At 65.6% G+C, this 24812-nt stretch carries 21 protein-coding genes; 8 read left to right on the forward strand and 13 right to left on the reverse strand.

The window, feature by feature from the left end:
• The first annotated feature begins 67 nt into the window (after positions 1 to 67).
• On the forward strand, positions 68 to 1138 hold the full coding sequence (gene queG / locus TQ98_RS24290) for a tRNA epoxyqueuosine(34) reductase QueG (RefSeq protein WP_044870762.1): 1071 nt from the start codon (positions 68 to 70) through the stop codon (positions 1136 to 1138).
• Between the two features lies 1 nt (position 1139).
• On the opposite strand, the gene orn is transcribed toward queG, so the two are convergent.
• Complete coding sequence (gene orn / locus TQ98_RS24295; RefSeq protein ID WP_044870761.1) at positions 1140 to 1682, reverse strand: oligoribonuclease; 543 nt, start codon at positions 1680 to 1682, stop codon at positions 1140 to 1142.
• A gap of 95 nt (positions 1683 to 1777) precedes the next feature.
• On the opposite strand from orn, the gene rsgA reads away from it, so the two are divergent.
• Positions 1778 to 2809, forward strand: coding sequence for a small ribosomal subunit biogenesis GTPase RsgA (gene rsgA / locus TQ98_RS24300; RefSeq protein WP_044870760.1), 1032 nt, complete (start codon positions 1778 to 1780; stop codon positions 2807 to 2809).
• 61 nt (positions 2810 to 2870) lie between these two features.
• On the opposite strand, the gene motB is transcribed toward rsgA, so the two are convergent.
• Together motB and motA are read right to left on the reverse strand one after the other, a co-directional pair.
• Positions 2871 to 3926, reverse strand: coding sequence for a flagellar motor protein MotB (gene motB / locus TQ98_RS24305; RefSeq protein ID WP_044870759.1), 1056 nt, complete (start codon positions 3924 to 3926; stop codon positions 2871 to 2873).
• A 10-nt stretch (positions 3927 to 3936) separates the two neighbouring features.
• Positions 3937 to 4788, reverse strand: coding sequence for a flagellar motor stator protein MotA (gene motA, locus TQ98_RS24310; RefSeq protein WP_044870758.1), 852 nt, complete (start codon positions 4786 to 4788; stop codon positions 3937 to 3939).
• Positions 4789 to 4906: 118 nt separating this feature from the next.
• Between motA and TQ98_RS24315 the strand changes: the two genes are divergently transcribed.
• The 5 genes from TQ98_RS24315 (at position 4907) to TQ98_RS24335 (ending at position 12310) form a co-directional block, all read left to right on the forward strand.
• Positions 4907 to 6430, forward strand: a complete 1524-nt coding sequence (locus tag TQ98_RS24315) for an HDOD domain-containing protein (protein ID WP_044870757.1) — start codon at positions 4907 to 4909, stop codon at positions 6428 to 6430.
• 39 nt (positions 6431 to 6469) lie between these two features.
• Positions 6470 to 7285 (forward strand): thiosulfate sulfurtransferase, encoded by an 816-nt coding sequence (rhdA, locus tag TQ98_RS24320; protein ID WP_044870756.1) that lies wholly within the window; start codon positions 6470 to 6472, stop codon positions 7283 to 7285.
• Positions 7286 to 7309: 24 nt separating this feature from the next.
• Positions 7310 to 8173, forward strand: a complete 864-nt coding sequence (gene asd, locus TQ98_RS24325) for an archaetidylserine decarboxylase (RefSeq protein WP_044870755.1) — start codon at positions 7310 to 7312, stop codon at positions 8171 to 8173.
• A 187-nt stretch (positions 8174 to 8360) separates the two neighbouring features.
• Entirely contained in the window at positions 8361 to 10181 is a 1821-nt protein-coding gene (locus TQ98_RS24330; RefSeq protein WP_044870754.1) for a hypothetical protein, read from the forward strand.
• 59 nt (positions 10182 to 10240) lie between these two features.
• Positions 10241 to 12310, forward strand: a complete 2070-nt coding sequence (locus TQ98_RS24335) for an EAL domain-containing protein (protein ID WP_044870753.1) — start codon at positions 10241 to 10243, stop codon at positions 12308 to 12310.
• Positions 12311 to 12381: 71 nt separating this feature from the next.
• Here TQ98_RS24335 and serB read toward each other — a convergent pair whose 3' ends face one another.
• The gene (serB, locus tag TQ98_RS24340) at positions 12382 to 13596 is read right to left on the reverse strand and encodes a phosphoserine phosphatase SerB (RefSeq protein WP_044870752.1); all 1215 of its coding nucleotides are present in this window, start codon (positions 13594 to 13596) and stop codon (positions 12382 to 12384) included.
• A 136-nt stretch (positions 13597 to 13732) separates the two neighbouring features.
• Between serB and TQ98_RS24345 the strand changes: the two genes are divergently transcribed.
• Positions 13733 to 15253 (forward strand): AhpA/YtjB family protein, encoded by a 1521-nt coding sequence (locus TQ98_RS24345; RefSeq protein ID WP_044870751.1) that lies wholly within the window; start codon positions 13733 to 13735, stop codon positions 15251 to 15253.
• Between the two features lie 319 nt (positions 15254 to 15572).
• Here the strand turns inward: TQ98_RS24345 and TQ98_RS24350 are convergent, their stop codons facing one another.
• The 9 genes from TQ98_RS24350 to TQ98_RS24390 form a co-directional block, all read right to left on the reverse strand.
• On the reverse strand, positions 15573 to 16286 hold the full coding sequence (locus TQ98_RS24350) for an ABC-type transport auxiliary lipoprotein family protein (protein ID WP_044870750.1): 714 nt from the start codon (positions 16284 to 16286) through the stop codon (positions 15573 to 15575).
• Positions 16287 to 16429: 143 nt separating this feature from the next.
• Positions 16430 to 18688: a DNA topoisomerase IV subunit A gene (gene parC / locus TQ98_RS24355; protein WP_044870749.1), complete on the reverse strand. Its 2259-nt coding sequence runs from the start codon at positions 18686 to 18688 to the stop codon at positions 16430 to 16432.
• A 7-nt stretch (positions 18689 to 18695) separates the two neighbouring features.
• Positions 18696 to 19220 carry a TIGR02281 family clan AA aspartic protease gene (locus TQ98_RS24360; protein WP_044870748.1) on the reverse strand — a complete coding sequence of 175 codons (525 nt, stop codon included), beginning with the start codon at positions 19218 to 19220 and terminating at the stop codon, positions 18696 to 18698.
• Complete coding sequence (locus TQ98_RS24365; RefSeq protein ID WP_044870747.1) at positions 19217 to 20200, reverse strand: esterase-like activity of phytase family protein; 984 nt, start codon at positions 20198 to 20200, stop codon at positions 19217 to 19219. Before TQ98_RS24365 ends, TQ98_RS24360 begins: the two co-directional genes overlap by 4 nt.
• Entirely contained in the window at positions 20197 to 22086 is a 1890-nt protein-coding gene (gene parE, locus TQ98_RS24370; protein WP_044870746.1) for a DNA topoisomerase IV subunit B, read from the reverse strand. The genes TQ98_RS24365 and parE overlap by 4 nt, the downstream gene beginning before the upstream one ends.
• A 14-nt stretch (positions 22087 to 22100) precedes the next feature.
• Positions 22101 to 22718, reverse strand: a complete 618-nt coding sequence (locus TQ98_RS24375; RefSeq protein WP_044870745.1) for a YqiA/YcfP family alpha/beta fold hydrolase — start codon at positions 22716 to 22718, stop codon at positions 22101 to 22103.
• A gap of 58 nt (positions 22719 to 22776) precedes the next feature.
• Positions 22777 to 23592, reverse strand: a complete 816-nt coding sequence (cpdA, locus tag TQ98_RS24380) for a 3',5'-cyclic-AMP phosphodiesterase (RefSeq protein ID WP_044870744.1) — start codon at positions 23590 to 23592, stop codon at positions 22777 to 22779.
• Positions 23593 to 23746: 154 nt separating this feature from the next.
• Positions 23747 to 24202: a DUF1249 domain-containing protein gene (locus TQ98_RS24385; RefSeq protein WP_044870743.1), complete on the reverse strand. Its 456-nt coding sequence runs from the start codon at positions 24200 to 24202 to the stop codon at positions 23747 to 23749.
• Positions 24193 to 24810, reverse strand: coding sequence for an NUDIX domain-containing protein (locus TQ98_RS24390; protein ID WP_044870742.1), 618 nt, complete (start codon positions 24808 to 24810; stop codon positions 24193 to 24195). Before TQ98_RS24390 ends, TQ98_RS24385 begins: the two co-directional genes overlap by 10 nt.
• Between the last annotated feature and the right edge of the window lie 2 nt (positions 24811 to 24812).

A 24812-nucleotide genomic window follows, 5' to 3' on the forward strand; every position in this document is an offset into this window, starting at 1 on the left:
GGATTCGGCTGTGGCTGCGAGGTCTGGCAGAATTATATCCACCTCGCCACCGGTTTCCCGCCCCAGCATGACCCTTTCCACGCAAGATCTCGCCTCGCTCGCCCAATCCATCAAGGACTGGGGGCGCGAACTGGGCTTCCAGCAAGTGGGCATCGCCGGCGTCGACCTGGGCGAGCACGAGGCCCACCTGCAACGCTGGCTGGACGCCGGCTACCAGGGCGAGATGGACTACATGGCCGCCCACGGCAGCAAGCGCTCCCACCCGGAAGAACTGGTGCCTGGCACCCTGCGGGTGATTTCCCTGCGCATGGACTACCTGCCCGGCGACACCCGCATGGCGCAGCTGCTGGGCCAGCCGGAGAAAGCTTATGTCTCGCGCTATGCCCTGGGCCGTGACTACCACAAGCTGATCCGCAAGCGCCTGCAGCACCTGGCCGAGCGCATCGAGCAGGCCATCGGCCCGTTCAGCTACCGCGCCTTCGTCGACAGCGCGCCGGTGCTGGAAAAGGCCATTGCCGAACAGGCGGGCCTGGGCTGGATCGGCAAGAACACCCTGGTGCTCAACCGCAAGGCTGGCAGCTACTTCTTCCTGGGTGAACTGTTCGTCGATGCTCCCCTACCGGTGGACCCGCCCCACGGCAGCGAGCATTGCGGACGCTGCTCCGCCTGCCTGGACATCTGTCCCACTGCCGCCTTCGTCGGCCCGTACCAATTGGACGCGCGGCGCTGCATCTCCTACCTGACCATCGAGTTCAAGGGCAGCATCCCCGAGGACCTGCGCCCACTCATCGGCAATCGGGTATTCGGCTGCGACGACTGCCAGATCGTCTGCCCCTGGAACCGCTTCGCCCGCCCCTCGGGCGAAGGCGATTTCCAGCCGCGCCATGGCCTGGACAATGCCGAACTGGCCGAGCTGTTCCGCTGGAGCGAGGAGGAATTCCTCAGCCGCACCGAGGGCTCCCCCCTACGTCGCGCCGGCTACGAGCGATGGCTGCGCAATCTGGCGGTGGGGCTGGGTAATGCGCCGACGAGCATTCCCGTGCTGGAAGCCCTGCGCCTGCGCCGCGAGCATCCGTCGGCGCTGGTGCGTGAGCATGTGGAGTGGGCGCTTGCCCGCCACGGGGCAAGCGCGGCCTGATTCAGGCTTTGATGAAATGCTCGCGATAGTGCCGCAACTCGGCGATCGAATCGCGGATATCGTCCAGGGCCAGGTGGCTGCTGCTCTTCTTCACCCCGTCGCGCACGCTGGGCGCCCAGCGTGCGGCCAGTTCCTTGACAGTGGAGACGTCCAGGTTGCGGTAGTGGAAGTAGGCTTCCAGCTGCGGCATGTGGCGGAAAAGGAAGCGGCGGTCCTGGCAGATGCTGTTGCCGCAGATCGGCGACTTGCCCTTGGGCACCCACTGTTCCAGGAAGGCCAGGGTCTGGGCTTCGGCTTCGGCCATGCTGATACGACTCTCGCGCACCCGCTGGGTCAGGCCGCTCTGACCATGCTGGCGGGTATTCCACTCGTCCATGCCGGCGAGGATCTCGTCGCTCTGGTGGATGGCGATCACCGGGCCTTCGGCCAGCGTGTTGAGTTCGCTGTCGGTGATGATGGTGGCCATTTCGATGATGACGTCCGTGTCCGGGTTCAGGCCGGTCATTTCCAGATCGATCCAGATCAGGTTCAGGGCATTCTGCATGTTCGGTCTCCAGGGCGGGGCGCGCATTCTAGCTTAGAGCCTGCTGCTGCGGGCTGCGTGCTAAACTCGCGCGGTTTTTTTCAAGCGGACCCACCATGGCCAAACGCCAACTGACCCGCCGGCAAAGCTGGCGCATCGAGAAGATCCAGGAAGAGCGCGCGGCTCGCGCGGCCAAGCGGGAGACCCGCGCCCTCGAAGAACTCGAAGGCGGCGACCTCGGCCCCGAGCAGACGGGCCTGGTGATCGCTCACTTCGGCGTCCAGGTGGAAGTGGAAGCCCTGGAAGGCGAGCAGGCCGGCCAGATCATGCGCTGTCACCTGCGAGCCAACCTGCCGCCGCTGGTCACGGGCGACCGGGTCGTCTGGCGCTCGGGCAACCAGGGCAGCGGCGTGATCGTTGCCCAGCTGCCGCGCAGCTCGGAGCTGTGCCGTCCAGACATGCGCGGCGTACTCAAGCCGGTAGCGGCCAACGTCGATCAGATCGTCATCGTCTTCGCGCCCCTCCCCCACCCGCATGCCAACCTGATCGATCGCTACCTGGTGGCCGCCGAGCATGCCGGTATCCACCCGCTGCTGTTGCTGAACAAGGCCGACCTGGTGGATGACCAGAACGGCGCCATGCTCGACGAGCTTCTCGGCGTCTACCGCCAGTTGGGCTACCCGCTGCTGGAGGTTTCGGCGCGCGAAGGTGGCGGCATGGAAGACCTGATGGCGCGACTCGACGGCCACATCAGCGTGTTCGTCGGCCAGTCCGGGGTGGGCAAGTCGTCCCTGGTCAATAGCCTGCTTCCCGGTGTGGATACCCGGGTCGGTGCCCTTTCCGAGCTCACCGGCAAGGGCACCCACACCACCACCACCGCGCGCCTGTTCCACTTCCCCGGTGGCGGCGAGCTGATCGACTCCCCCGGCATCCGCGAATTCGGCCTGGGGCATGTCAGCCGCGACGACGTAGAGGCCGGCTTCATCGAGTTCAACGAACTGATCGGCACCTGCCGTTTCCGCGACTGCAAGCACGACCGCGAACCGGGCTGCGCCCTGCTCAAGGCCCTGGAAGACGGCCGCGTCCACCCACAGCGCATGGCCAGCTACCGGCACATCCTCGCCAGCCTGCCGCAGGACGAGTACTGAGCCCCACGCCCGCAAACGAAAAGGCCACGCATTGCGTGGCCTTTTTCATTGGACGCTGGAATCACTGCCCCTTGGGCTCGTCCATCTTCAGCACGCCGTTTTCGAAGATATTCAGCTTCTCCCGCAACTCCCGCGGTTGCACGGGCGAAGCCGGTCCGTCCGCAGGGGCCTGCGGTACCGCACCCGCCGGTGCCTGGGGCTGGGGCTGGGGCGCTTGCGGTTCGTTGGGCTTCTCGCCTTCTTCGCCCTGCACGCCCTCGATGGCCCGCTGGGCCTTCTTGGTCAGGACGATGATGTCGATTCGGCGGTTGACCGGGTTCAAGGGGTCCTTGCGATCGAACAAGGCTGACGATGCATAACCCACCACCCGCGCCACCTGCCCTTCCGGGTATCCACCGGCGATCAAGGTGCGGCGGGCGGCGTTGGCGCGACCGGCGGACAGCTCCCAGTTGCCGAAGTCGCCATCACCTGCGAATGGCTTGGCGTCGGTGTGACCGCTGATGCTGATCTTGTTCGGTACGGCTTTGATGGTCTCGGCGAGGATCAGCAGGATGTCCTCGAAATAGGGCTGCAGACGCGCGCTGCCGAGGTCGAACATGGGCCGGTTGGCAGCATCCATGATCTGGATACGCAGGCCGTCCTGGGTGATCTCGAAGAGGATCTGGTCCTTGAACTTGCGCAGTTCGGGGTTCTCTTCGACCTTGTTCTGCAGCTCTTGCAACAGCAGTTCCAGGCGCTCGCGCTCGATCTGCTCGGCCAGGGTTTCCACCTGGTTGGCATCCACCTTCTCGGTGTTCTGCGAATCCACGGTCGACTCCTGGGCGTCGGGGGCGTCCTTCAATTCGGGATTGAGGGTACGGTCAGGCGCTGGCGTCGGTGTGCCGCCCAGATCGATGACGTAGGGGCTGGCGCTCTCGGTGAAGCCGATGGGGTCCTTGAAGTAGCCGGAAATGGCTTTCTTCTGCTCCGGGGTGGCCGAAGACATCAGCCAGAGCACCAGGAAGAACGCCATCATCGCAGTGGCGAAGTCGGCGAACGCGATTTTCCACGCACCGCCGTGGTGACCGGCGGCGTAGCGTTTGACGCGCTTGACGATGATCGGCTGGTTGTTCTCCATGGCTCAGCCTTCAGCTGCCGCGTACGGCCTGCTCCAGCTCGCTGAAGCTCGGGCGATGCGCTGGGAACAGCGTCTTGCGGCCGAACTCCACCGCCAGGGACGGCGGCATGCCGGAAGCCGAGGCCACCAGGCAGGCCTTGATCGCCTCGAACACGTTCAGTTCTTCACGAGCATCGTGTTCCAGGGACACCGCCAGCGGACCGAAGAAGCCGTAGGCCGCGAGAATACCGAGGAAAGTACCCACCAGCGCTGCACCCACGTGCTGGCCGAGGGCAGCCTGCTCGGCTTCGCCCAGCATGGCCATGGTCACCACGATACCGAGCACCGCGGCGACGATACCGAAGCCCGGCAGGCCGTCAGCGATACGGTTGACCGCGTGGGCCGGGTGTTCCAGCTCTTCCTTCATGCTGGCCAGTTCCATGTCGAACAGGCCTTCGAGCTCGTGGGGCGCCATGTTGCCGGAGGACATGATGCGCAGGTAATCGCAGATGTAGGCGGTCATCCGCTCATCCTTGAGGATGCCCGGATACTTGCTGAAGATCGGGCTGGCGGCGGCGTCCTCGATGTCGGCCTCGATGGCCATCATCCCTTCACGGCGACTCTTGTTGAGGATTTCGTAGAGCAGGCGCAGCACTTCCAGGTAGAAACCGTGGGTGAAGCGCGTGCCGAACATCTTCAGCGCCTTCTTGAACACGGTCATGGTCGTGCTGCCGGGGTTGGCCTGCAGGAAGGCCCCGAGCGCGGCGCCGCCGATGATCATCACCTCGAAGGGCTGGATCAGCGCGGCAATCTTGCCGTGGGACAGGATGTACCCACCCAGCACGCTGGCGAATACGACGATGATGCCGAGAATTTTGGCCATAGGAGGAAGCTTGAAGACTCAGTAGAAAGGGTTATAAGAATCTGCCCCTTCTAATTATCGGAAATTTCGCGCCAGACTATAGCCTGTTCCGGCGAAAAGCCAGATTGGCGGCCCTACCATGTCTACCGCAAAGCCCTTGCCCCGCAGCCTTGAAGGCTGGATCAAGCACCTCGACAGCGTGCGCCTGCCGGTTCCCACCGCAGCCCATGAGAAGGTCCGCCGCGCCCTCGGTGACAGCCGCCGCTCCCTGCGCGATATCGCCGACCTGACCCAGGAAAGCCCGGCCCTTGCCCTCAGTCTGCTGCGCGAAGCCAATGCCGCCGGCAACCTGCTGAGCAGTCCGGCGGAAAGCCTGGAGGTCGCCCTTACCCGCCTGGGCCTCAAGCGCGCGGAGGTGCTGCTCAATCGCCTGCCCGCCGTCGCGGAGGAAGAGATTCCACAATCCCTGCGCCAGTTGCAGCTGATCGGCCAGCATGCCGCCCAGCAGGCCAATGGCTTGTTCGCCTTCCGACTGGCGCGCCTCTGGCAGGAAATCCACTGGTGCAGCCTGCTGTTCCTTTCGCCCCTCTGGCCGCTGCTGGCCAGCCACCCGGAGCTGTTCGACAGCTGGGAAAAGCGCGTACTGGGCGAAGGCGAAGCCGCCGCCAAGGTCGAGCGTGAACTGCTGGGCCTGCCGCTGCTGCGACTCTGCCAGGCCCTGGCCGAGCACTGGAAACTGCCGGACTGGATCATCCAGGGCTATCGCCTGTTGAGCGACGACCGCCGGCTGCTCGTGGAAGCCCTGCACATCGCCCGCGACAACGAACACCCCCTGCACCAGCAGCAACAATTGGACGCCAACCCAACGCTCAGTCGCTGGCTGACCCAGCCGGGCAACACCGTCCTACTGGCCAACGGCCTGGCAGTCTCCGCCCACGTCGGCTGGGGCGGTGGGCACAGCCTGCGCTGGCAGCGCCTCACGGGTCTGTTCATGAAGATGCCACTGGACGAGCTGCAGCAACTGGTGCACCAGCAGGCCGCACAGAGCGGGCGCAACCATGCCCGAGACGACCTCTGGCACCCCGCCCAGGCGCTGCTCTGGCCCTGGAACCAGCATCGCCTGCGCCGCGAGCCCGTGGCCGCGCCGGTTCCCACCGCCAGCGCCCTGGAAGACTGGCGCCGCCACTGCGGCGAGCTGATCCGCGACCCCAGCCCCTTTACCAACGTGGTGCAGCTTTCCGCCTGCACCCGCGATGCCCTGCAAAGCGGTGGCATGAGCCGGGTTCTGGTGATGCTGGCCGACCGCAACCACAGCCGCCTGCTCGCCCAGCAACAGGCCGGCCTGTCCAAGGAAGCCAACGGCCTGCAACTGGACCCGGGACAGAGCCAGGTGCTGCGGCGCCTGCTCGCCCAGCCCGGCCAGCTGCGCCTGGGCCCGGATAACCTGGTGCAGTTCTCGGCCCTGCTGCCGGGGCAGCTGAAAATCCTGTTCCCGGGGGACCACCTGCTGCTGCGCTCCCTCGCGGTGAACGGCCGGGTCGCCATGCTGGTGGTGGCAGATCAGGGCGGCGCGCCCTTTGCCGATTTCAGCCTGCGCGCCTTCGCCAAGACCGCCCAGTGCATCGAGCGGGCCCTCGCCAGCTTCGCCAGACGCGGTCGCTAAAGGCTACAATCCGCCACTTTTCCATTCATGGAGGCTTCCATGTCCGCCTTTTCCAACCTGCCGTTGGTAATCGAGCCCTCCGACCTGGCGCCCCTGCTGGGTGCCGGCGAGCTGATCCTGGTCGACCTCACCAGCGCCGCCCGCTACGCCGCTGGCCATATTCCGGGCGCCCGCTTCGTCGACCCGAAACGCACCCAGCTCGGCCAACCGCCAGCGCCGGGTTTGCTGCCGGCCAAAGCCGACCTGGAAGCCTTGTTCGGCGAACTCGGCCATCGCGCCGACGCCACCTATGTGGTCTATGACGACGAAGGCGGCGGCTGGGCCGGACGTTTCATCTGGCTGCTGGACGTGATCGGTCACCACCGTTACCACTACGTGAATGGTGGCCTACACGCCTGGCTGGCTGAAGGCCGGGAAACCTCGGAGACGGTGTCCACCCCGGTGGGTGGCCCGATCCCCCTGACCCTGCACGACGAACCCACTGCCACCCGCGAATACATCCAGAGCCGCCTCGGCGCCGCCGACCTGGCCATCTGGGACGCCCGCGGCCCTGGCGAATACAACGGCACCAAGGTGCTGGCGGCCAAGGGCGGGCACATCCCCGGTGCGGTCAATTTCGAGTGGACCGCCGGCATGGACCCCGCACGCGCCCTGCGCATCCGCACCGACATGGCCGAAATCCTCCAGTCCCTGGGCATCACCCCGGACAAGGAAATCGTCACCCACTGCCAGACCCACCACCGCTCCGGCTTCACCTATCTGGTGGCCAAGGCCCTGGGCTACCCGCGGGTCAAGGGCTATGCCGGCTCCTGGTCGGAGTGGGGCAATCACCCGGATACCCCTGTGGAGGCCTGAGCCTCCGGTCAACAAGGAACACCCATGAAAGAACGCCTTTTCATCATCAGCCAGTACCTGCTGCCGCATCACCTGCTGTCGCGTCTGGCCGGTTGCATCGCCGAGTGCCGCATCCGCTGGTTCAAGAACGCCTTCACCAGCTGGTTCGCCAAGCGTTACCAGGTCGACATGAGTGAAGCGCTGGTGGAAGACGTGACCGCCTACGAGCACTTCAACGCCTTCTTCACCCGCGCCCTGAAACCCGGTGCGCGCCCGCTGGACGAAACGCCCGGCGCCATTCTCTGCCCGGCCGACGGCGCCATCAGCCAGATCGGCCCGATCGAGCACGGCCGCTGCTTCCAGGCCAAGGGCCACAGTTTCAGCGTGCTGGAGCTACTGGGCGGCGACGCCGAGCGTGCCGCGGCCTTCATGGGCGGCGAGTTCGCCACCGTCTACCTGTCACCCAAGGACTACCACCGGGTGCACGCACCGCTCGCCGGAACCCTGCGGGAAATGGTCTACGTTCCCGGCCGCCTGTTCTCGGTCAACCAGAGCACCGCGGAGAACGTCCCCGAACTGTTCGCCCGCAACGAGCGGGTGGTCTGCCTCTTCGACACCGAGCGCGGTCCCATGGCCGTGGTCCTGGTTGGCGCGATGATCGTCGCCTCCGTCGAAACCGTCTGGGCCGGCCTGGTCACCCCGCCGAAGCGCGAGCTGAAGACCTTCAGCTACGACGAAGCGGCACGCGCGCCCATCCAACTGGCAAAGGGCGACGAAATCGGTCGCTTCAAGCTCGGCTCCACCGCCATCGTGCTGTTCGGACCGGACCAGGTGCGCTGGGCCGAAAGCGCCTGGCCCGGCAGCCAGGTGCGCATGGGCCAGCTGCTGGCCCTGCCCAAGGGCGCCTGACGGCAATTCCCTCCGGCCGAACCACAACGTTCGGCCGGAGTCGGATCCAAAAGGGACACCCCGCACAGCGGGACTGCCAACGCCTCTACAGCCCTGCAATGGATGGGCTGCCACTGTGCCCGGATGCTGCTAGAGTGCTGAAATTCCCACCCGCAGAACACACGAGACATCGGAGTACCCGATCCGGATGGACAACCAGAGCCCTCACCTGCTGTTGCGCGTTCCCACGCCGAGCAAGCAGAGCTTGTCCTTCTGCGACGGCACGCCTCGCGACCTGAAACACTGGATCGCCAGCCTGCCGAAGGCCAACCTCGGCGAAACCGCACGCCAGCTCTACCAAGCCCTGGCGGAGTTGAACCAGTTGGCCACCCCCAGCGAGAACCGCCTGCAGCTCCTGGAACTGATGCGCCCGGAAGTCCATTTCGTGTGCCAGCACCTTGAGCGGCACTTCCTCGGCCAGTCCATCGTTCTGGATGAACGTCCGCGCAAGGTCGCCAATCTCTGCCAGGCCCTGCAGAACCACCTGGCCATCGGCTACAAACTGATCATCGTGCAGGAGTCGCCGCTCCCCAGCCGCGATCGCGCCCAGATGCTCACGGTCGCCCTGCAGCGAGCGCTGCACAGCCTGAACGGTCCGCTGATCCGCTCCAACCAGCTCTACTGCCCCATACCCGAGGGCCTCTGGCTGGAAATGCACCAGATCTACCAACTGGCCCGCAGCCGCCAGCTCCATCGCGCCGCCGTGCGCGACCCGCTGGCCCGCCATGCCCAGGACGTAAGCGCCGAACAGTCCTACCTGGTGGCCCTCCTGCTGGGTTGCGCCCGCTGCAACCAGATGCGCCAGAACGGCATCGCCCGGCTGGCGGAAGCGCTTGAGCCCTGGAGCAACCTGGTCCAACTGCAGTCGGCCGAATTGCCGTCCAGCGTCTTCGCCGTGGCACCGCAGTCGGACGGCCCACCGCGCTACAAGTCGTTGTTCAATGAAGTCGATCCCCGCACGCTGCTCGGACTCAACCCCCTGCCGCTGGTGGATGCGATCAAGGAATACCTGCTGCTGCCGGCGGAACAACGCGGCCAGGCACGCCTGCCGATGCCCGAAGGCGTGACCATCGACTTGCTGCAGCACCTGAGCTCGGCCTGGGGCGACATTTCCGAACGAACCTTCCAGCGCACCCCCGGCCAGGGCAGCCTGACCCTGTGCATCGGCATGAGCGCGCTGCACTTCTTCCTCGCCGGTAGCCGTCCCTTCGGCGATGTCCTCAAGCGGCCCAAGGGACTCGGCCATGCGGTGTTCGATCCCCTCAGCCGGCGCCCCGCCAGGGATGTCTGGGCCGATGCCTTCGACGCCCAGCCCAACAAGGGCTGGCAGCCCATGGTGCCGATGGAGGAGATCGAGTACACCAAGCCCGTCTTCGAAACCCGCTCCCGCCAGTCCCAGGCCGGCACCGCGCCGGAAAGCTACCCGACCTTCGGCGTCGCAGTGGTCAACCACAGCCCAGGCGGTTATTGCGTCAGTTGGCCCCGGGAAGTCCCCAGCCAGTTGCAGGCCGGTGAGCTGCTCGGTGTGCAGGACGCGCCTGACCAGGGCTGGAGCATTGCAGTGGTTCGCTGGGTCCGCCAGGTGCGCGGTGGTGGCACCCAGATGGGTGTTGAACTGGTAGCCCCCCAGGCGCAGTCCTGCGGCACGCTCCTACTGCGCAAGGGCGAGCAGAACAGCAACTACCTGCGTGCCCTGCTGCTGCCGGCCATCGGCGCTATTTCCCGTCCGGCCACGCTGATCACCCCACGCCTGCCCTTCCAGGAAGGCAACAAGGTGCAGATCAATCTTCACGGCGAGGAACATCGCGCGGTGCTGACCCGGCGCATCACCAGCACCGGCAGTTTCAGCCAATTCGAATACCGCATGATCGAGCAGCCGACACCGCCGCAAGGGAAACCCGTCACAGGCCAGGGAAGCCAGGGTCAGGGCGGCGAGGAAGATTTTGACTCCCTGTGGAAGTCGCTGTAGATTCCCGACGAATCACCATTCGTCGCCTATTCGCGCGCGTTCGGCGCTAAGCACCGGCCATGGCAATCGAGAAGAAAACGATACGTCTGCTGATCCTGGAAGACTCGCAGAACGAAGCCGAGCGTCTGGTCAGCCTGTTCCGCAATGCCGGTCGCGCCACCCGCGTCCACCGCATCCTTTCTGCCGATGATCTCAACGAGGCCCTCCAGCAGAGCTGGGACCTCCTGATCGCAGCTCCCACCAGCGAGCATGTGGATCCCGGCGAGGTGCTCAACAGCATCCGCCGCCAGTCTAAGGACATCCCGTTCATCCAGCTGGTGCAGGACAACGACTCCGACCTGATCACCGAGGCTCTGGCCCTGGGCGCCCAGGACGCCCTGCCCCAGGGCGAGGACGAGCGCCTGGTGCTGGTGGCCAACCGCGAGCTGGCCAACCTCGAGCAGCGCCGCGCCCGGCGCGCCGCGGAAATCAGCCTGCGCGAAGCGGAGAAACGCTGCCAGCTACTGCTGGACAGCTCAGTGGATGCCATCGCCTACGTCCACGACGGCATGCACATCTATGCCAACCGCGCCTACGTCGAGATGTTCGGCTACGACGACGGCGACGAACTCGAAGGCATGCCGATGATCGACCTGATCGCCGGCAGCGACCAGGCCGGGTTCAAGGATTTCCTGAAGAACTACCGCGAAGGCGAGGCCGGCGGCGAACTCACCTGCAACGGCTGCAAGGTGGACGGTCAGAGCTTCCAGGCCCGCATGAGCTTCTCTCCCGCCACCTACGATGGCGAGCCATGCATCCAGGTGGTGATCCGCGCCGAGTCGGACAACGCCGAGCTGGAGGAAAAGCTGCGGGAAATCAGCAGCCAGGACCTGGTTACCGGCCTGTTCAATCGCTCCCATTTCAACGAGATGCTCGACACCGCCGCCGAACGCGCGGTCAAGACCAGCCACCCGTCGAGCCTCGCCTACGTCCGTGTCGCCCGTTATTCCAGTTTGCTGGCCGAGCTCGGCATCGCCGGCGTCGACCTGCTGCTGACGGACCTCGCCAACCTGCTGCGCGCCCACTTCGCCGGCGACGCCCAATTGGCGCGCTACGGCGACGACGTGTTCGGCGTCCTGCAACAGGGGCTCACCCCGGAGCAGGCTGAAGAGAGCCTGCTGGGCCTGCTGAAGAAGATCGACATCCACCTGTTCGACGTCAGCGGCCGCACGGTGCAGGTCAGCCTGAGCATTGGTGTCGCCAGCCTCAGCGAAACCACACCGAGGGCCCAGGACGTCGTGGACCGCGCCCATCGCTGCTCCGACGAGCTGGGCGACAACAACGGCCTGAAACTCTACAACCCGGCCGACGAACTGGCCGCCGCAGCCAACCGCGGCAACCTGCTGGCGATGGTCCAGCAGGCCCTGGAGAACAACAGTTTCCGCCTGCTGTTCCAGCCGATCATCAGCCTGCGGGGCGATAACTTCGAGCACTACGAGGTGCTGCTGCGCCTGCTCAACCCCCAGGGCGAGGAAGTACCGCCTGCCGATTTCCTCGACGCCGCCAAGAGCGCTGGCCTGGCCGAGAAGATCGACCGCTGGGTGATCCTCAACTCCATCAAGCTGCTCGCCGAACACCGCACCAAGGGCCACAACACCCGGCTCTTCGTCCACCTGTCCGGCGCCAGCCTGCAAGACCAGACGCTGTTGCCCTGGCTCAGCGTGGCACTGAAGGCCGCACGGCTACCCTCCGATGCGCTGATCCTCCAGTTCAGCGAGCCGGACGCCATTGCCTACCTGAAGCAGGCCAAGATCCTGACCCAGGGTCTCGCCGAGCTGCATTGCCAGGTCGCGCTGAGCCAGTTCGGCTGCGCACTGAATCCGTTCAACACCCTGAAGCACTTGAACATCGACTTCGTGAAGGTGGACGGCTCCTTCACCCAGGACCTCAGCCGCGCGGAGAACCAGGAAGTCCTCAAGACCCTGCTGGCCAGCCTCCACGCCCAAGCCAAGATGACCATCGTGCCCTTCGTCGAGACCGCCAGTGTCCTCGCCACCCTCTGGCAGGCCGGCGTCAACTACATCCAGGGCTACTACCTGCAAGGCCCAAGCCAGGCGATGGATTACGATTTCTCCTCCGGCGACGAGTGAGCCAATCCACGCTCACGGCTCTTTAATGCAAAAGCCGCCCGAAGGCGGCTTTTGCATTTCCGGCGAACGGCTCAGTCCTGACCGTCGCGGTCGCGGAAGCCCAGCAGGTAGAGGATGCCGTCCAGCCCGAGGGTGGAGATGGCCTGCTTGGCCGACTGCTTGACCAGCGGTTTGGCGCGGAAGGCCACGCCCAGCCCGGCAAGCCCCAGCATCGGCAGGTCGTTGGCACCGTCGCCCACAGCGATGGTCTGGTCCAGGCGCAGACCTTCCTTCTCGGCCAGTTCGCGCAACAGGTCGGCCTTGCGCTGAGCATCGACGATGGGCTCGATGGCCACGCCGGTCAGCTTGCCGTCGACGATCTGCAGCTCGTTGGCGAACACGTAATCGATGCCCAGCTTGGCCTGCAGCTGCTTGGCGAAGTAGGTGAAACCACCGGAGAGGATCGCCGTCTTGTAGCCCAGACGCTTGAGCTCGGCGAAGAGGGTTTCCGCTCCTTCGGTGAGACGCAGGGAGGCGCCGATTTCTTCCAGCACGTCCTCGGACAGGCCCTTGAGCAGCCCCAGGCGCTCCTTGAAGCTGGCGCGGAAGTCCAGCTCACCACGCATGGCGCGCTCGGTGATCTCGGCGACCTGGTCGCCGACGCCGGCGGCCTTGGCCAGTTCGTCGATCACCTCGGCCTCGATCAGGGTCGAGTCCATGTCGAACACCGCCAGACGGCGATTGCGGCGGAACACCGAGTCACGCTGGAAAGCGATGTCGACGTTCAGCTCCTGGGCCACGCTGAGGAACTCGGCGCGAAGGGCCACCGGGTCCGCCGGTTCGCCCCGCACGGAGAACTCGATGCAGCCTTTGCCCTGGTCGACCGGCGTGTCCAGGGGCATACGGCCCGACAGACGGTCGATATGGTCAATGTTGAGGCCGTACTTGGCGGTGATGGAGCTCACCCGCTGAAGTTGCTCGGCGGTCACCTTGCGAGTCAGCAGGGTGACGATGTAGCGGCTCTTGCCCTGACCGGCGACCCACTGCTGGTAGTCGGCTTCGGAAACGGGGGTGAAACGCACCTGCTGGTCCAGCTTGTAGGCGGTGAACAGCACGTCCTTGAGCACGGACGAGGCTTCGGCGTTATCCGGGATCTCCACCAGGATGCCAAACGACAACGTGTCGTGGATCACTGCCTGGCCGATATCCAGGATGTTCACTCCACCCTGGGCCAGAGCGCCGGTAATGGCCGCAGTCAGGCCGGGGCGGTCTTCGCCCGTGATGTTGATCAGGACTATTTCGCGCAAGGCGCACCTCCCTCAGCGCATGAAAAGGCGCACATTCTACCCACTTTCGCAGCGCCCGTAGCATGCCCGGCGCTTTGCCCTGCAAGGGGCGCTCGCTATACTGCGCCACAATTTCGTTCGAGAAGAGCCGCGCTCTGTGAACCGGCCCACGCCTGTCAAACCCGATAACTTCTTCCTGCTGATCTTCCACGCCCTGCGCCAGCGCCGCGTGCCGATCGCCTTGCGCATCGCCAGCCACAGCCTTCTGTTGGTGGCCCTGGCGCTGGTGATCTACGCCTGGGTCATGGGCATGCAGTTCAAGCAGGCCATGCAACAGCAGGCCGACGCCCTGGGCCAGAGCCTGACCGCGCAGACGGCCGCCTCGGCCACCGAGCTGCTGGTGTCCAACGACATCCTTAGCCTCAACGTGCTGCTCAACAACCTGGTGAAGAACCCGCTGGTGGCCCATGCGGCCATCTACAGCGTCGACAACCGCATCCTCGCCGAGGCGGGCTCGCGACCCAAGCAGGGCCTGCTGGGCGAAGCCGAGGGCCTCTACTCCACCCCGATCACATTCCAGGAAGTGATCGCCGGCCACCTGCGCCTGAGCCTGGACATGGAGCAGTTCCAGCAGCCCATGACCATCAGCCTGCAGAGCATGGGGCTGCTCAGCCTGATCCTGCTGGCCCTGACCCTTTCCCTGAGCCTGCGCCTGGGCCGCCACCTCTCCACGCCGCTGTTGCAGCTACGGGTGTGGCTGCGGGACCCGGACGACCCCGCCCCCGGCGCCGGCCGCCAGGACGAGATCGGCGACCTGGCCCGCCAGCTGCAAGCACGCCTGGTACCGGAGAAGCCCGAGCCCGAGCCCATTCCGGAAGAGGACTACGCCGAGGCCGACGAGGACTACCAGGAAGATTTCGCGGAAGACGAGCCGCACGACGATGAGGCTTTCGAGGTCCGCGACCTGCGCGACGAGAGCTACGACGGCGACGACGACGCCCCGAGCAAGCTGTTCACCCCGGACGAGGAAGACCCCTTCGCTGATCTGCGCGAGGAAATGGCCGAGGAAGAACCCGCTCCTGAGCCCGTCGTCCCGACTGTGCCGCAGAACAGTGCCGTACTGGCCATCCAGCTGGGCGCCCAGGACCAGCTGCGCCGCCTGCCCCGCGCCCGCCTGATGGACCTGCTGCAGCGCTACCGCGATTGCCTGGACCAGGCCGCGCGCCTCTACCACGGCCAGCTGCTCACCCTGAACGATGGCAGCAGCCTGATGCTCTTCCACAGCCAGGACAGCGACGAAGACTACCTGACCCATGCCCTGTGCTGCGGCGAGCTGATGCGGGCCCTTGGCCATGCCCTGCAGATCGAGGTAGCCGACAGCGGCATCACCCTGCAACTGCAACTGGGCCTGACCCTGGGCGGCGACCTCTCCGGCCTCAGCCAGGGCGATCTGCTGCTCAACGACACCACCCAGAACGCCCTGGCGCTGAGCCAGCACAGCCGCAACCTGCTGCTGGTGGAGCGCGCCATCGCCGAAGAAGAGCTGGTACGCCAGCGCGCCCGCATCCGCGCCATCACCAGCCCGGAAGGCGCCTGCTGCGTCGAGCGCCTGCTGGAGCCCTACCCCTCGCTGCTGGAGCGCCAACTGGCGCGCATGCACGAAGCCCGCGCGCATTGATGCACAGATGACAAAAAAGCCCGCTCGATGCGGGCTTTTTCATGGGCGTTCGAATCAATCACGGAAAGATCGGCGCTCGCGCCAGTACCGTCAGGAAGAAGCTTTGCGGCCTGGCTCCAACACTCGTCCGACCGTAGGGTGCGCTGTGCGCACCGCGTCACGTCCAACCGCTAGTGCGTACGCCCCCACCCCCGCCAGTTGCGTCGCTCCGCAAAAGGTACCGACCTGTTGGACTCCGCGTCGCTCGGCTGGTCAGGCCCAAATTCGAGCAGGCATGAAAAAGCCCGCATCGAGCGGGCTTTTTCACGATCCAGGGTGGTCAGAAGCGGAAGACTTCCACATCGGTGCGCACGGGCGCGGCCATCGGGATCTTCGGCTGCTGCTGTTCCTTGGACTTGGCCGGGGCGGCGGGGGCGGCCGGCTTGCGCGGCGCGTCGACGACGACCGGCTGGCCTTCCAGCGGCTTGACGGCGGCGGCCAGTTGCTCGGCCAGCTGCTGCAACAGCTTGCTTTGGGCGCGGACCTGATCGGCAGCAGTACCGGTATGGGGTTCTTCCAGGCGCACCAGACGGCTGTCACGCAACTGGCCGGCGCGGTCCAGCAAGCGCCACTGCGCCTCCAGTACGGCCGGGCGCTGAGGGCCCGAGTCCAGGCGGCTGATGGTCAGCAGCACCTGTACTTCAGGGGTAAAGCCAGGATTGCCAGGGGCCAGCACCAGACGCTGGCTGTCCAGGCGCCAGGACAGCTGACGCAGCAGGACCTGGTCGATATCCGCCGCCAGGCTGCCTGCCCAGCGGCCGTCCGGGGCAGCGGTCAGGCTGCCGTCGGCCTGGCGCTGAAGGAGGGTTTCACGCTGCAGATAGTCGGCCACGGTCACCGGGCCAAGTAGAACCTGCATACCCGCCTTCTTGGACGGCACCTCGGGGGTACCGGCATCCAGCTGAAACATGGGGACAGGCGGGCTGTGTACGCAGCCGGCAAGCCCCAGCAGGCTCGCCAACATCAATACCAGGGGAAAACGCACCACGGTCATCAATCTCACCCACGGCCGCCTTGTGGGCAGCCTGCAGTCGAATTCGGTCATCCTCGCCACTACGAAGGCGCAGCGAGGGGACATATCATCCGTCAATGTGACGCAGGACTCCAGAGCCCCACGTCAATTCGCCGCCGCCAGCGTCAGGCCAGCGGCTCCACCTGAAGGGCGTCAACCCGCTGGAAGCCGCGTGGCAGCTTGTTTCCACGGCGTCCGCGCTCGCCCTTGTAGTGTTCCAGATCGTCAGCCTTGAGCGACAAGGTGCGCTTTCCGGCCTGCAGGACCAGGGTTGCACCGGCTGGCAACACGGCCAGGTCGGTGAGGAATTCCTCGCGACTGGCCACACGATCACCTGGGATGCCAATGATCTTGTTGCCCTTGCCCTTGGCCAGTTGCGGCAGGTCGGCGACCTTGAACAGCAGCAGACGCCCCTCGGTGGTCACGGCGGCCAGCCAGTCTTCCTCGACGCTCTGCACCGGCCGTGGCGGCACGACCTTGGCGCCATTGGGCAGGCTGAGCAGCGTCTTGCCGGCCTTGTTCTTGGCCTGGAGATCGGCGCCCTTGACCACGAAGCCGTAACCGGCGTCCGAGGCGATGACATAAGTGGCCTCGTCCTCAGGCAGCAGCACGCACTCGAAGCTGGCCCCCGGTGGCGGCGTGAGCCGCCCGGTCAGGGGTTCGCCCTGGCCACGGGCCGAGGGCAGCGAGTGGGCCGCCAGGGAATAGCTGCGGCCGGTGGAGTCGATGAACACGGCGTACTGGTTCGAACGGCCCGGCGCGGCGGCCTTGAAAACGTCGCCCGCCTTGTAGGAGAGGCCGGTGGCGTCGATGTCGTGGCCCTTGGCGCAACGCACCCAGCCTTTTTCGGAGAGCACCACGGTGACCGGTTCGGTCGGCATCAGCTCGGTTTCCGACAGGGCACGGGCCTCGGCACGGGCGACGATGGGTGAACGGCGGTCGTCGCCGTAGGTTTCGGCGTCCTTGATCAACTCGTCACGCACCAGCTTCTTCAGCTTGGCATCACTGCCCAGCAGGGCCAGCAGCTTCTTCTGTTCCTTCAGCAGCTCGTCCTGCTCGCCGCGAATCTTCATTTCCTCGAGACGGGCCAGCTGACGCAGGCGGGTATCGAGGATGTAGTCGGCCTGGATCTCGGTGAGGTTGAAGCGCGCCATCAGCACCGGCTTGGGCTGGTCCTCGGTGCGGATGATGTGGATGACCTCATCCAGGTTGAGGAAGGCAATCAGCAAACCGTCCAACAGGTGCAGGCGCTTCTCCACCTTGTCCAGGCGGAACTGCAGGCGCCGACGCACGGTGCCGATGCGGTAGGTCAGCCACTCACTCAGCAGGGTGCGCAGGTCCTTGACCTGCGGTTTGCCGTCCAGGCCGATGACGTTGGTGTTGACCCGGTAGCTGGACTCCAGGTCGGTGGTGGCGAACAGGTGCTGCATCAGCTCATCGGCGTCCACGCGGTTGGAGCGCGGAATGATGACGATGCGGGTCGGGTTCTCGTGGTCCGACTCGTCACGCAGGTCGGCCACCATCGGCAGCTTCTTGGCCTGCATCTGGCCGGCAATCTGCTCCAGCACCTTGGCCCCGGATACCTGGTGGGGCAGCGCGGTGACCACGATGTCGCCATCTTCCACCCGGTACACGGCGCGCATGCGCACCGAGCCACGGCCAGTCTCGTAGATCTTCAGCAGTTCGGTGCGGGGAGTGATCACTTCCGCCTCGGTGGGGAAGTCCGGGCCGAGGATGTGCTCGCAGAGCTGTTCCACGGTGGCGGAAGGCTCATCCAGCAGGCGCACGCAGGCGGCCGCCACTTCCCGCAGGTTGTGCGGCGGCACGTCGGTGGCCATGCCCACGGCGATGCCGGTGGTGCCGTTCAGCAGCAGGTTGGGCAGACGTGCCGGCAGGGTTGCCGGTTCGTTCAGGGTGCCGTCGAAGTTCGGCACCCAGTCCACGGTGCCCTGGCCCAGTTCGGACAGCAGCACTTCCGAGTAACGGGACAGGCGCGCTTCGGTATAACGCATGGCAGCGAAGGACTTGGGATCGTCCGGGGCGCCCCAGTTACCCTGGCCGTCCACCAGGGTGTAACGGTAGCTGAAGGGCTGGGCCATCAGCACCATGGCCTCGTAGCAGGCCGAGTCGCCATGGGGGTGGAACTTGCCGAGCACGTCGCCGACGGTGCGCGCCGACTTCTTGTGCTTGGAATCGGCGTCCAGGCCCAACTCGCTCATGGCGTAAATGATGCGCCGCTGCACCGGTTTCAGGCCGTCGCCGATATGCGGCAGGGCGCGGTCCATGATCACGTACATGGAATAGTTGAGGTAGGCCTGTTCAGTGAAGTCGGCCAGGGAGCGACGCTCCACGCCTTCCAGGCTCAGATCGAGGGATTCGCTCATGCGTGCCTCACGGGGAAGTGACTTGGCGCAGCACCAGGGTGCCGTCGCGCTGGGTGAATTCGAGTTGTTTCAGGGCGCTCATGCCGAGCAGCACCTCTTCGCCGTCCATGCCCGGCACGATGATCGCCGGTACCTGGGTCAGGCGGATGTCACCCAGGCGCAGGTCCTGCAACTGGGTGCGATGGCCGGTGACACGGCCGTTGGCGGTACTCAGGGTGACCGGGATACCCGGGACCAGGCCGATGCGCTCCGCCAGCCGCGCGGGTACGGACACCTGGGTAGCACCGGTATCGAGCAGGAAGGTCACATCCTGGCCGTCGATGCGGCCGTTCAACAAGTAGTGGCCCTGCCGGCTGCTGGCCAGGCGCACTTCGACGTAGCCGTCGCCGTGGACGGATTCGGGCTCGCGATTGGGGTTGTGCTGGCGCGCTTCCCAGACACCGAAGAAATGCGTAGCCAGAAGCAGGCCGATGCCCCAGGCGAGCACCAGCATGACCTTTCCCGCGCGCTGTCCCGGCGTCTGCGTGGTCATTTCGCGCCCCAACCGCCCTTGGGCGCATTGAAGCGCCAGACGATGGGCCGACGCTCGCCATCGCCGCGCGCCTTGCCGCCGTTGTCGACACCGACCCAGGCACCCTCGGCATCGATCCACAAGGCCTCGGCCGCGCCGAACGGCACGCTGTACCGCCGCGTATCGGCCAGGGCCTCCTCGGCGAAGGACCAGCAACGCTCCACTTCACCGTTGCTCGGCTTGCGCCGGCAGATCTGGTGCGCCAGGCGCTCCAGGGTGAAGAGTTTTTCATCGAGGAAGGCGATGTCGGAGAAGTCCTTGGGCATCTGCTGCTCGCTGCCGACCGGGGCTGGCGGACGCGTAGTGCCGGCTTCGCTGAAGATCACGCAGCCGCCCGTGCAATGCCAGGTGGACTGCTGCTTGTGCAGCACCATCAGGCCACGGCGTTCACGCTCGGCGGCGAGCCACAGGCGTTCGCCCTGGGGATCGATGGCGATGCCCTCGAGCAGGGCGTTGAAGTGCAGCAACATGCCGCTGGCGCGGGCCTGGCGAACCAGGTTTTCCGGCAGCAGCAGCCAGTTGGGTTCACCCGTCCCGGGCACCTGCAGCACGGCGGCATTGGCCTCGCTCACCAGGTAGCGGTTGCCGGCGGAATCGCAGCTGATGCCTTCGAAATCCAGCTCGTTCCCACGCAGCAGACTGATACCCCAGGACCGCGCGCGCACGCCCCAGGGCAGGTTGCTCGGCGGGGCGGGTGGCGCGTGGAAGATTTCGGCGTCGGCCTGGAGCAGTCCACCAATGGGCTTGAGCCGGTACAGCTGGTTGTCCACCCGGTCGGATACCGCCATCAGGTCGTTGCCACAGCGGGCCAGCCCGGACAGGTTGCCCTGAGGCATACCGTCCACCGGGTATTCGGCGGCCAACTGCAGCTGCTCGGGGTCGTCTGCGGCCCAGAGCGGTGCGGCGAACAGCAGGCCCAGAAGGATCAGGGCTCCCCTCACACCATGACCTCGGCCAGGTTGCCCTTGGATTCCAGCCAGGACTTGCGATCGCCAGCGCGTTTCTTGGCCAGCAGCATGTCCATGACCTCCACCGTACCTTCGGTGTCTTCCAGCGTGAGCTGCACCAGGCGCCGGGTATTCGGGTCCATGGTCGTTTCGCGCAGCTGCAGCGGGTTCATCTCGCCCAGGCCCTTGAAGCGGGTGACCTGGGGCTTGCCGCGCTTCTTCTCGGCTGCCAGACGGTCGAGGACGCCGTCGCGCTCGGCGTCGTCCAGGGCGTAGAAGATTTCCTTGCCCAGGTCGATGCGGTACAGCGGCGGCATGGCCACGTAGACGTGGCCCGCTTCCACCAGCGGACGGAAATGGCGGACGAACAAGGCGCACAGCAGGGTGGCGATGTGCAGACCGTCGGAGTCGGCGTCGGCGAGGATGCAGATCTTGCCGTAGCGCAGCTGGGACAGGTCCGCGGCGCCGGGGTCGACGCCGATGGCCACGGCGATGTCGTGGACTTCCTGGGAGGCCAGCACTTCACCGCCGTCCACTTCCCAGGTATTCAGGATCTTGCCGCGCAGGGGCATGATCGCCTGGAATTCCTTGTCTCGCGCCTGCTTGGCCGAACCGCCGGCGGAGTCGCCCTCCACCAGGAACAGCTCGGAACGCATCGGGTCCTGGCCGGCGCAATCCGCCAACTTGCCGGGCAGCGCCGGGCCCTGGGTGATTTTCTTGCGCTCCACCTTCTTGCCCGCCTTGAGGCGGCGGCCGGCGTTGCTGATGGCGAGTTCCGCCAACTGCATGCCGAGGTCAGGGTGAGCGTTGAGCCAGAGGCTGAAGGCGTCCTTGACCACGCCGGAAACGAAGGCGGCCGCCTCGCGGGAGGACAGGCGTTCCTTGGTCTGGCCGGAGAATTGCGGCTCCTGGAGCTTCATCGAGAGGACGAAGGCGATGCGCTCCCAGACGTCTTCCGGCGCCAGCTTGACGCCACGGGGCAGCAAGTTGCGGAACTCGCAGAACTCGCGCATCGCATCCAGCAGGCCCTGGCGCAGGCCGTTCACGTGGGTGCCGCCCTGGGCGGTGGGAATCAGGTTGACGTAGCTTTCCTGCACAGCCTCGCCGCCTTCCGGCAGCCACAGCAGCGCCCAGTCCACCGCTTCCTTGTTACCGGCCATGGCGCCGACGAAGGGCTCGTCGGGCAAGCGCTGGAATTCGGAAACCGCATCCACCAGGTACGAGCGCAGGCCATCTTCGAAGTGCCATTCGACGCGCTCGCCGCTGGCCTTGTCCTCGAACGTGACCAACAGCCCCGGGCAGAGCACGGCCTTGGCCTTGAGCACGTGCTTCAGGCGACTGACGGAGAACTTGTGGGAGTCGAAGTACTTGGCGTCCGGCCAGAAATGCACGCTGGTGCCGGTGTTGCGCTTGCCCACGGTGCCGACGACTTCCAGCTCGCTGGCCTTGAAGCCATCGGCGAAGGTCATCATGTACTCGCTGCCTTCGCGCTTGACCCGCACTTCGACGCGAGTAGACAGGGCGTTCACCACCGAGATACCGACGCCATGGAGGCCGCCGGAGAACTGGTAGTTCTTGTTGGAGAATTTGCCGCCGGCATGGAGCTTGGTGAGGATCAGCTCGACACCCGGCACCCCTTCCTCGGGGTGGATATCCACCGGCATCCCGCGGCCATCGTCGATCACCTGCAGGGAATTGTCCTCGTGGAGGATCACCTGCACGCTCTTGGCGTGGCCAGCCAGAGCCTCGTCCACGCTGTTGTCGATGACTTCCTGGGCCAGGTGGTTGGGTCGGGTGGTGTCGGTATACATGCCCGGGCGCTTGCGCACCGGGTCGAGGCCGGAGAGGACTTCGATGGCATCCGCGTTGTAAGTAGCCATGGATTCCCTTTCAGTCAGAGGTCGGAAAAGTCGATGTCACGCCACAGCTGCGCGGGAAAGCCGGCGAAAGCCAGCAAGGCGGGCAGATGGGCGGGGAAATTCTGGAAACCGTGGTCGCCGCCGGCCTCGATACGCAGGGCGCAGGCGCGGTAGTAACGCTCCGCCTGACGGTAATCGAGGGTTTCGTCGGCTGTCTGCAACCAGACCTGGTAACGGGCCGGATCCTGAGGTGGCGGCACTTCCAGTTCGGCCAGCGCTTCCACGTGTTCCAGCGTCAGTTCCCAGGTTTCGTCGCTGTAGTAGTTCTTCTGCGGGCCGAGGCGCCCCTCGAACAGCCTGTGCGGGGCAACCGCCGGGTTGATCAGTACGGCCTTGAGGCCGTGGCGCTCGGCCAAGTGGGTCGCATAGTAGCCGCCCAGGGAGCTGCCGACCAGCACCGGCCGCCCCAGCTCGGCAATGGCCGCCTCGAGCTGGCCGATGGCCTGGCGCGGATGGTGATGCAGGGCCGGCACCCGCAGGCGCTCAGCCAGGCCCAGGCGCTCCATGAACACCTTGAGCTGGCGCGCCTTGTGGGACGCGGGTGAGCTGTTGAAACCGTGGATATAGAGAAGGCTGGGCTGGAGACTGGACACGCGGTTTCCTGGCAGATCGAGGGAAAGTTGTACTTCTTGCCGTGCCACGGCGAGAAGGTCAATAACCCTTGATGCTGTAGTCCACTTCGAAGGCGATTCCAGTGACCCGGGAAACCCCGGTCTCGATGCTGCCGTCGCGCTTCAGGCGCAGCCAGCGATAACCCGGTGCCTCGCAGCCGACGCTGAAGTCCTCGCTGCCCGGCGCGAACTGCACGCAAGTGGAAGGCGACGCCAGCAGGCGCACGCCGTTGCGCACCTGATCGAATTCCTGGTGGACGTGGCCCCAGAGCAGTGCGCGCACCTGGGGATAACGGTCCAGCACCGCGAACAGCGCCTCGGCATTGCGCACGCCGATGGGGTCCATCCAGGCGCAGCCAATGGACACGGGGTGATGGTGGAAGCTGATCAGCACGTGGCGCTCCCCGGCCTCTTCCAGGGCTCGCTCCAGCAGTTGCAACTGCTCGGCGGGGAAATGCCCGGGCACGGCGCCCTCGATGGTGGAATCCAGCAACACTATCCGCCAGTGGGGGAAATCGACGATAGGCTCAAGGGCGGCGGTGCCGGCGCAGACCTGACGCATCACCGGCACTTCGTCATGGTTGCCGGGGAACCAGCGGGACGGTGCCGGAATGCGGGCGACCAGCTCGCCGAAACACTGGTAGGACTCGGCGGAGCCGTCCTGGGACAGGTCGCCCGTGGCCAGCACGAGATCGATGCTCGGCTGCTCCTCGATAACCCGGTCGATCACCCGCTGCAAGCTGTCGCGGGTGTCCATGCCCAGCAGCTTGCCGTCCGCTTCGGCGAACAGGTGGCTGTCGGAGAGCTGCACCAGCAGCACCGACTCGTCAGCGGCAGTAGGGAGTGGACTGGACAAGGCCTTCTCCTTGGGCGGGATGTTCCGATTATGGTTGCTGCGCGCGCAAAGGGTAAACCCGCGAAGCGGGAATGGTTCACAGTTAAAAGCAGCCGATCGTGAGCATCCGACCAGTCGACAAGGGTTACCGCGATGGTGCCGTTAGCCGATCCGGCTAGAGGACGACGGGTTCCAGCTCGTGGCCGCAGGCCAGGCAATGACTGAGCCATTCACCAAGGAAGAGGTTCAGCTGACTCTTCTCATCGGGCTGGTGCATGTCGGCATTGGGATAGGAGTACACGCTACGGAAACGCCGTGCATTCTCGGCACCGACCACTTCAGCCATACGCGCGTCATGGTAGACGCGCACTTCCAACTGCGGAGACGGGAGCCAGGGCAGGCTGTGCTCCTGGCGGACTTGCAGGGTGGTGGTGTAAGGGCAGGCCTCGACCACTTCCAGGGCCAGCACGCCCAGCAGGCGTTCGCCCTGGCTCAACGCGACACGCCGGGAACCGCGCACCTCGCGCATCTGCGGGAGCAGACGCATCAGGCGCGCGTAGTTCGCCTCACAGGCTGCTTGCAGCCCGATGAGGTCGACCCGGTAGCGATCGCGCAACAGATTCACGTCCACAATCCCCTGACTTCGGTACGGTTCAGCGCCAGCCACTGCAGGGCCAGCATACTTGCGGCGTTGTCCAGTCGCCCTTCGCGCATCAGGGCCATGGCGTCCTCCAGCGGCAGCACGTGCACGCGGATATCCTCGCCCTCCTCCGCCAGCCCGTGTACGCCCCCCGCGCCGCTGCTGTCACAGCGTCCGAGGTACAGGTGCACGCGCTCGTTGGAGCCCCCTGGTGAAGGATAGTAAGTGGTGATCGGCCACAGTGAAGTCAACTGCAGATCAGCTTCTTCGACAGCTTCCCGACGGGCGACCTCTTCCGGTTCCTCGTCCTTGTCGATCAGCCCGGCAACCAGCTCCAGCAGCCAGGGGCTTTCGCTCTTGCCGTAGGCCCCGACACGGAACTGTTCGATCAGCACCACCGTATCCTGCAGCGGATCATAGGGCAGGACGCAGACAGCATCATGACGGACGAAGAGTTCCCGATGGATGACCGGTCCCATTTCGCCGGAGAACAGCTGGTGGCGCAGGCTCAGGCGGTCCAGCCGGTAAAAACCCTGGAAGCAGGTCTCGCGTTCGACCATTTCGACAGCGTCGGGGCCTGGCTTGAAGGTTTCGGTCATGG

Origin of the sequence: Pseudomonas sp. LFM046 (assembly GCF_000949385.2) — a bacterium.
Taxonomy (GTDB): Bacteria; Pseudomonadota; Gammaproteobacteria; order Pseudomonadales; family Pseudomonadaceae; genus Metapseudomonas.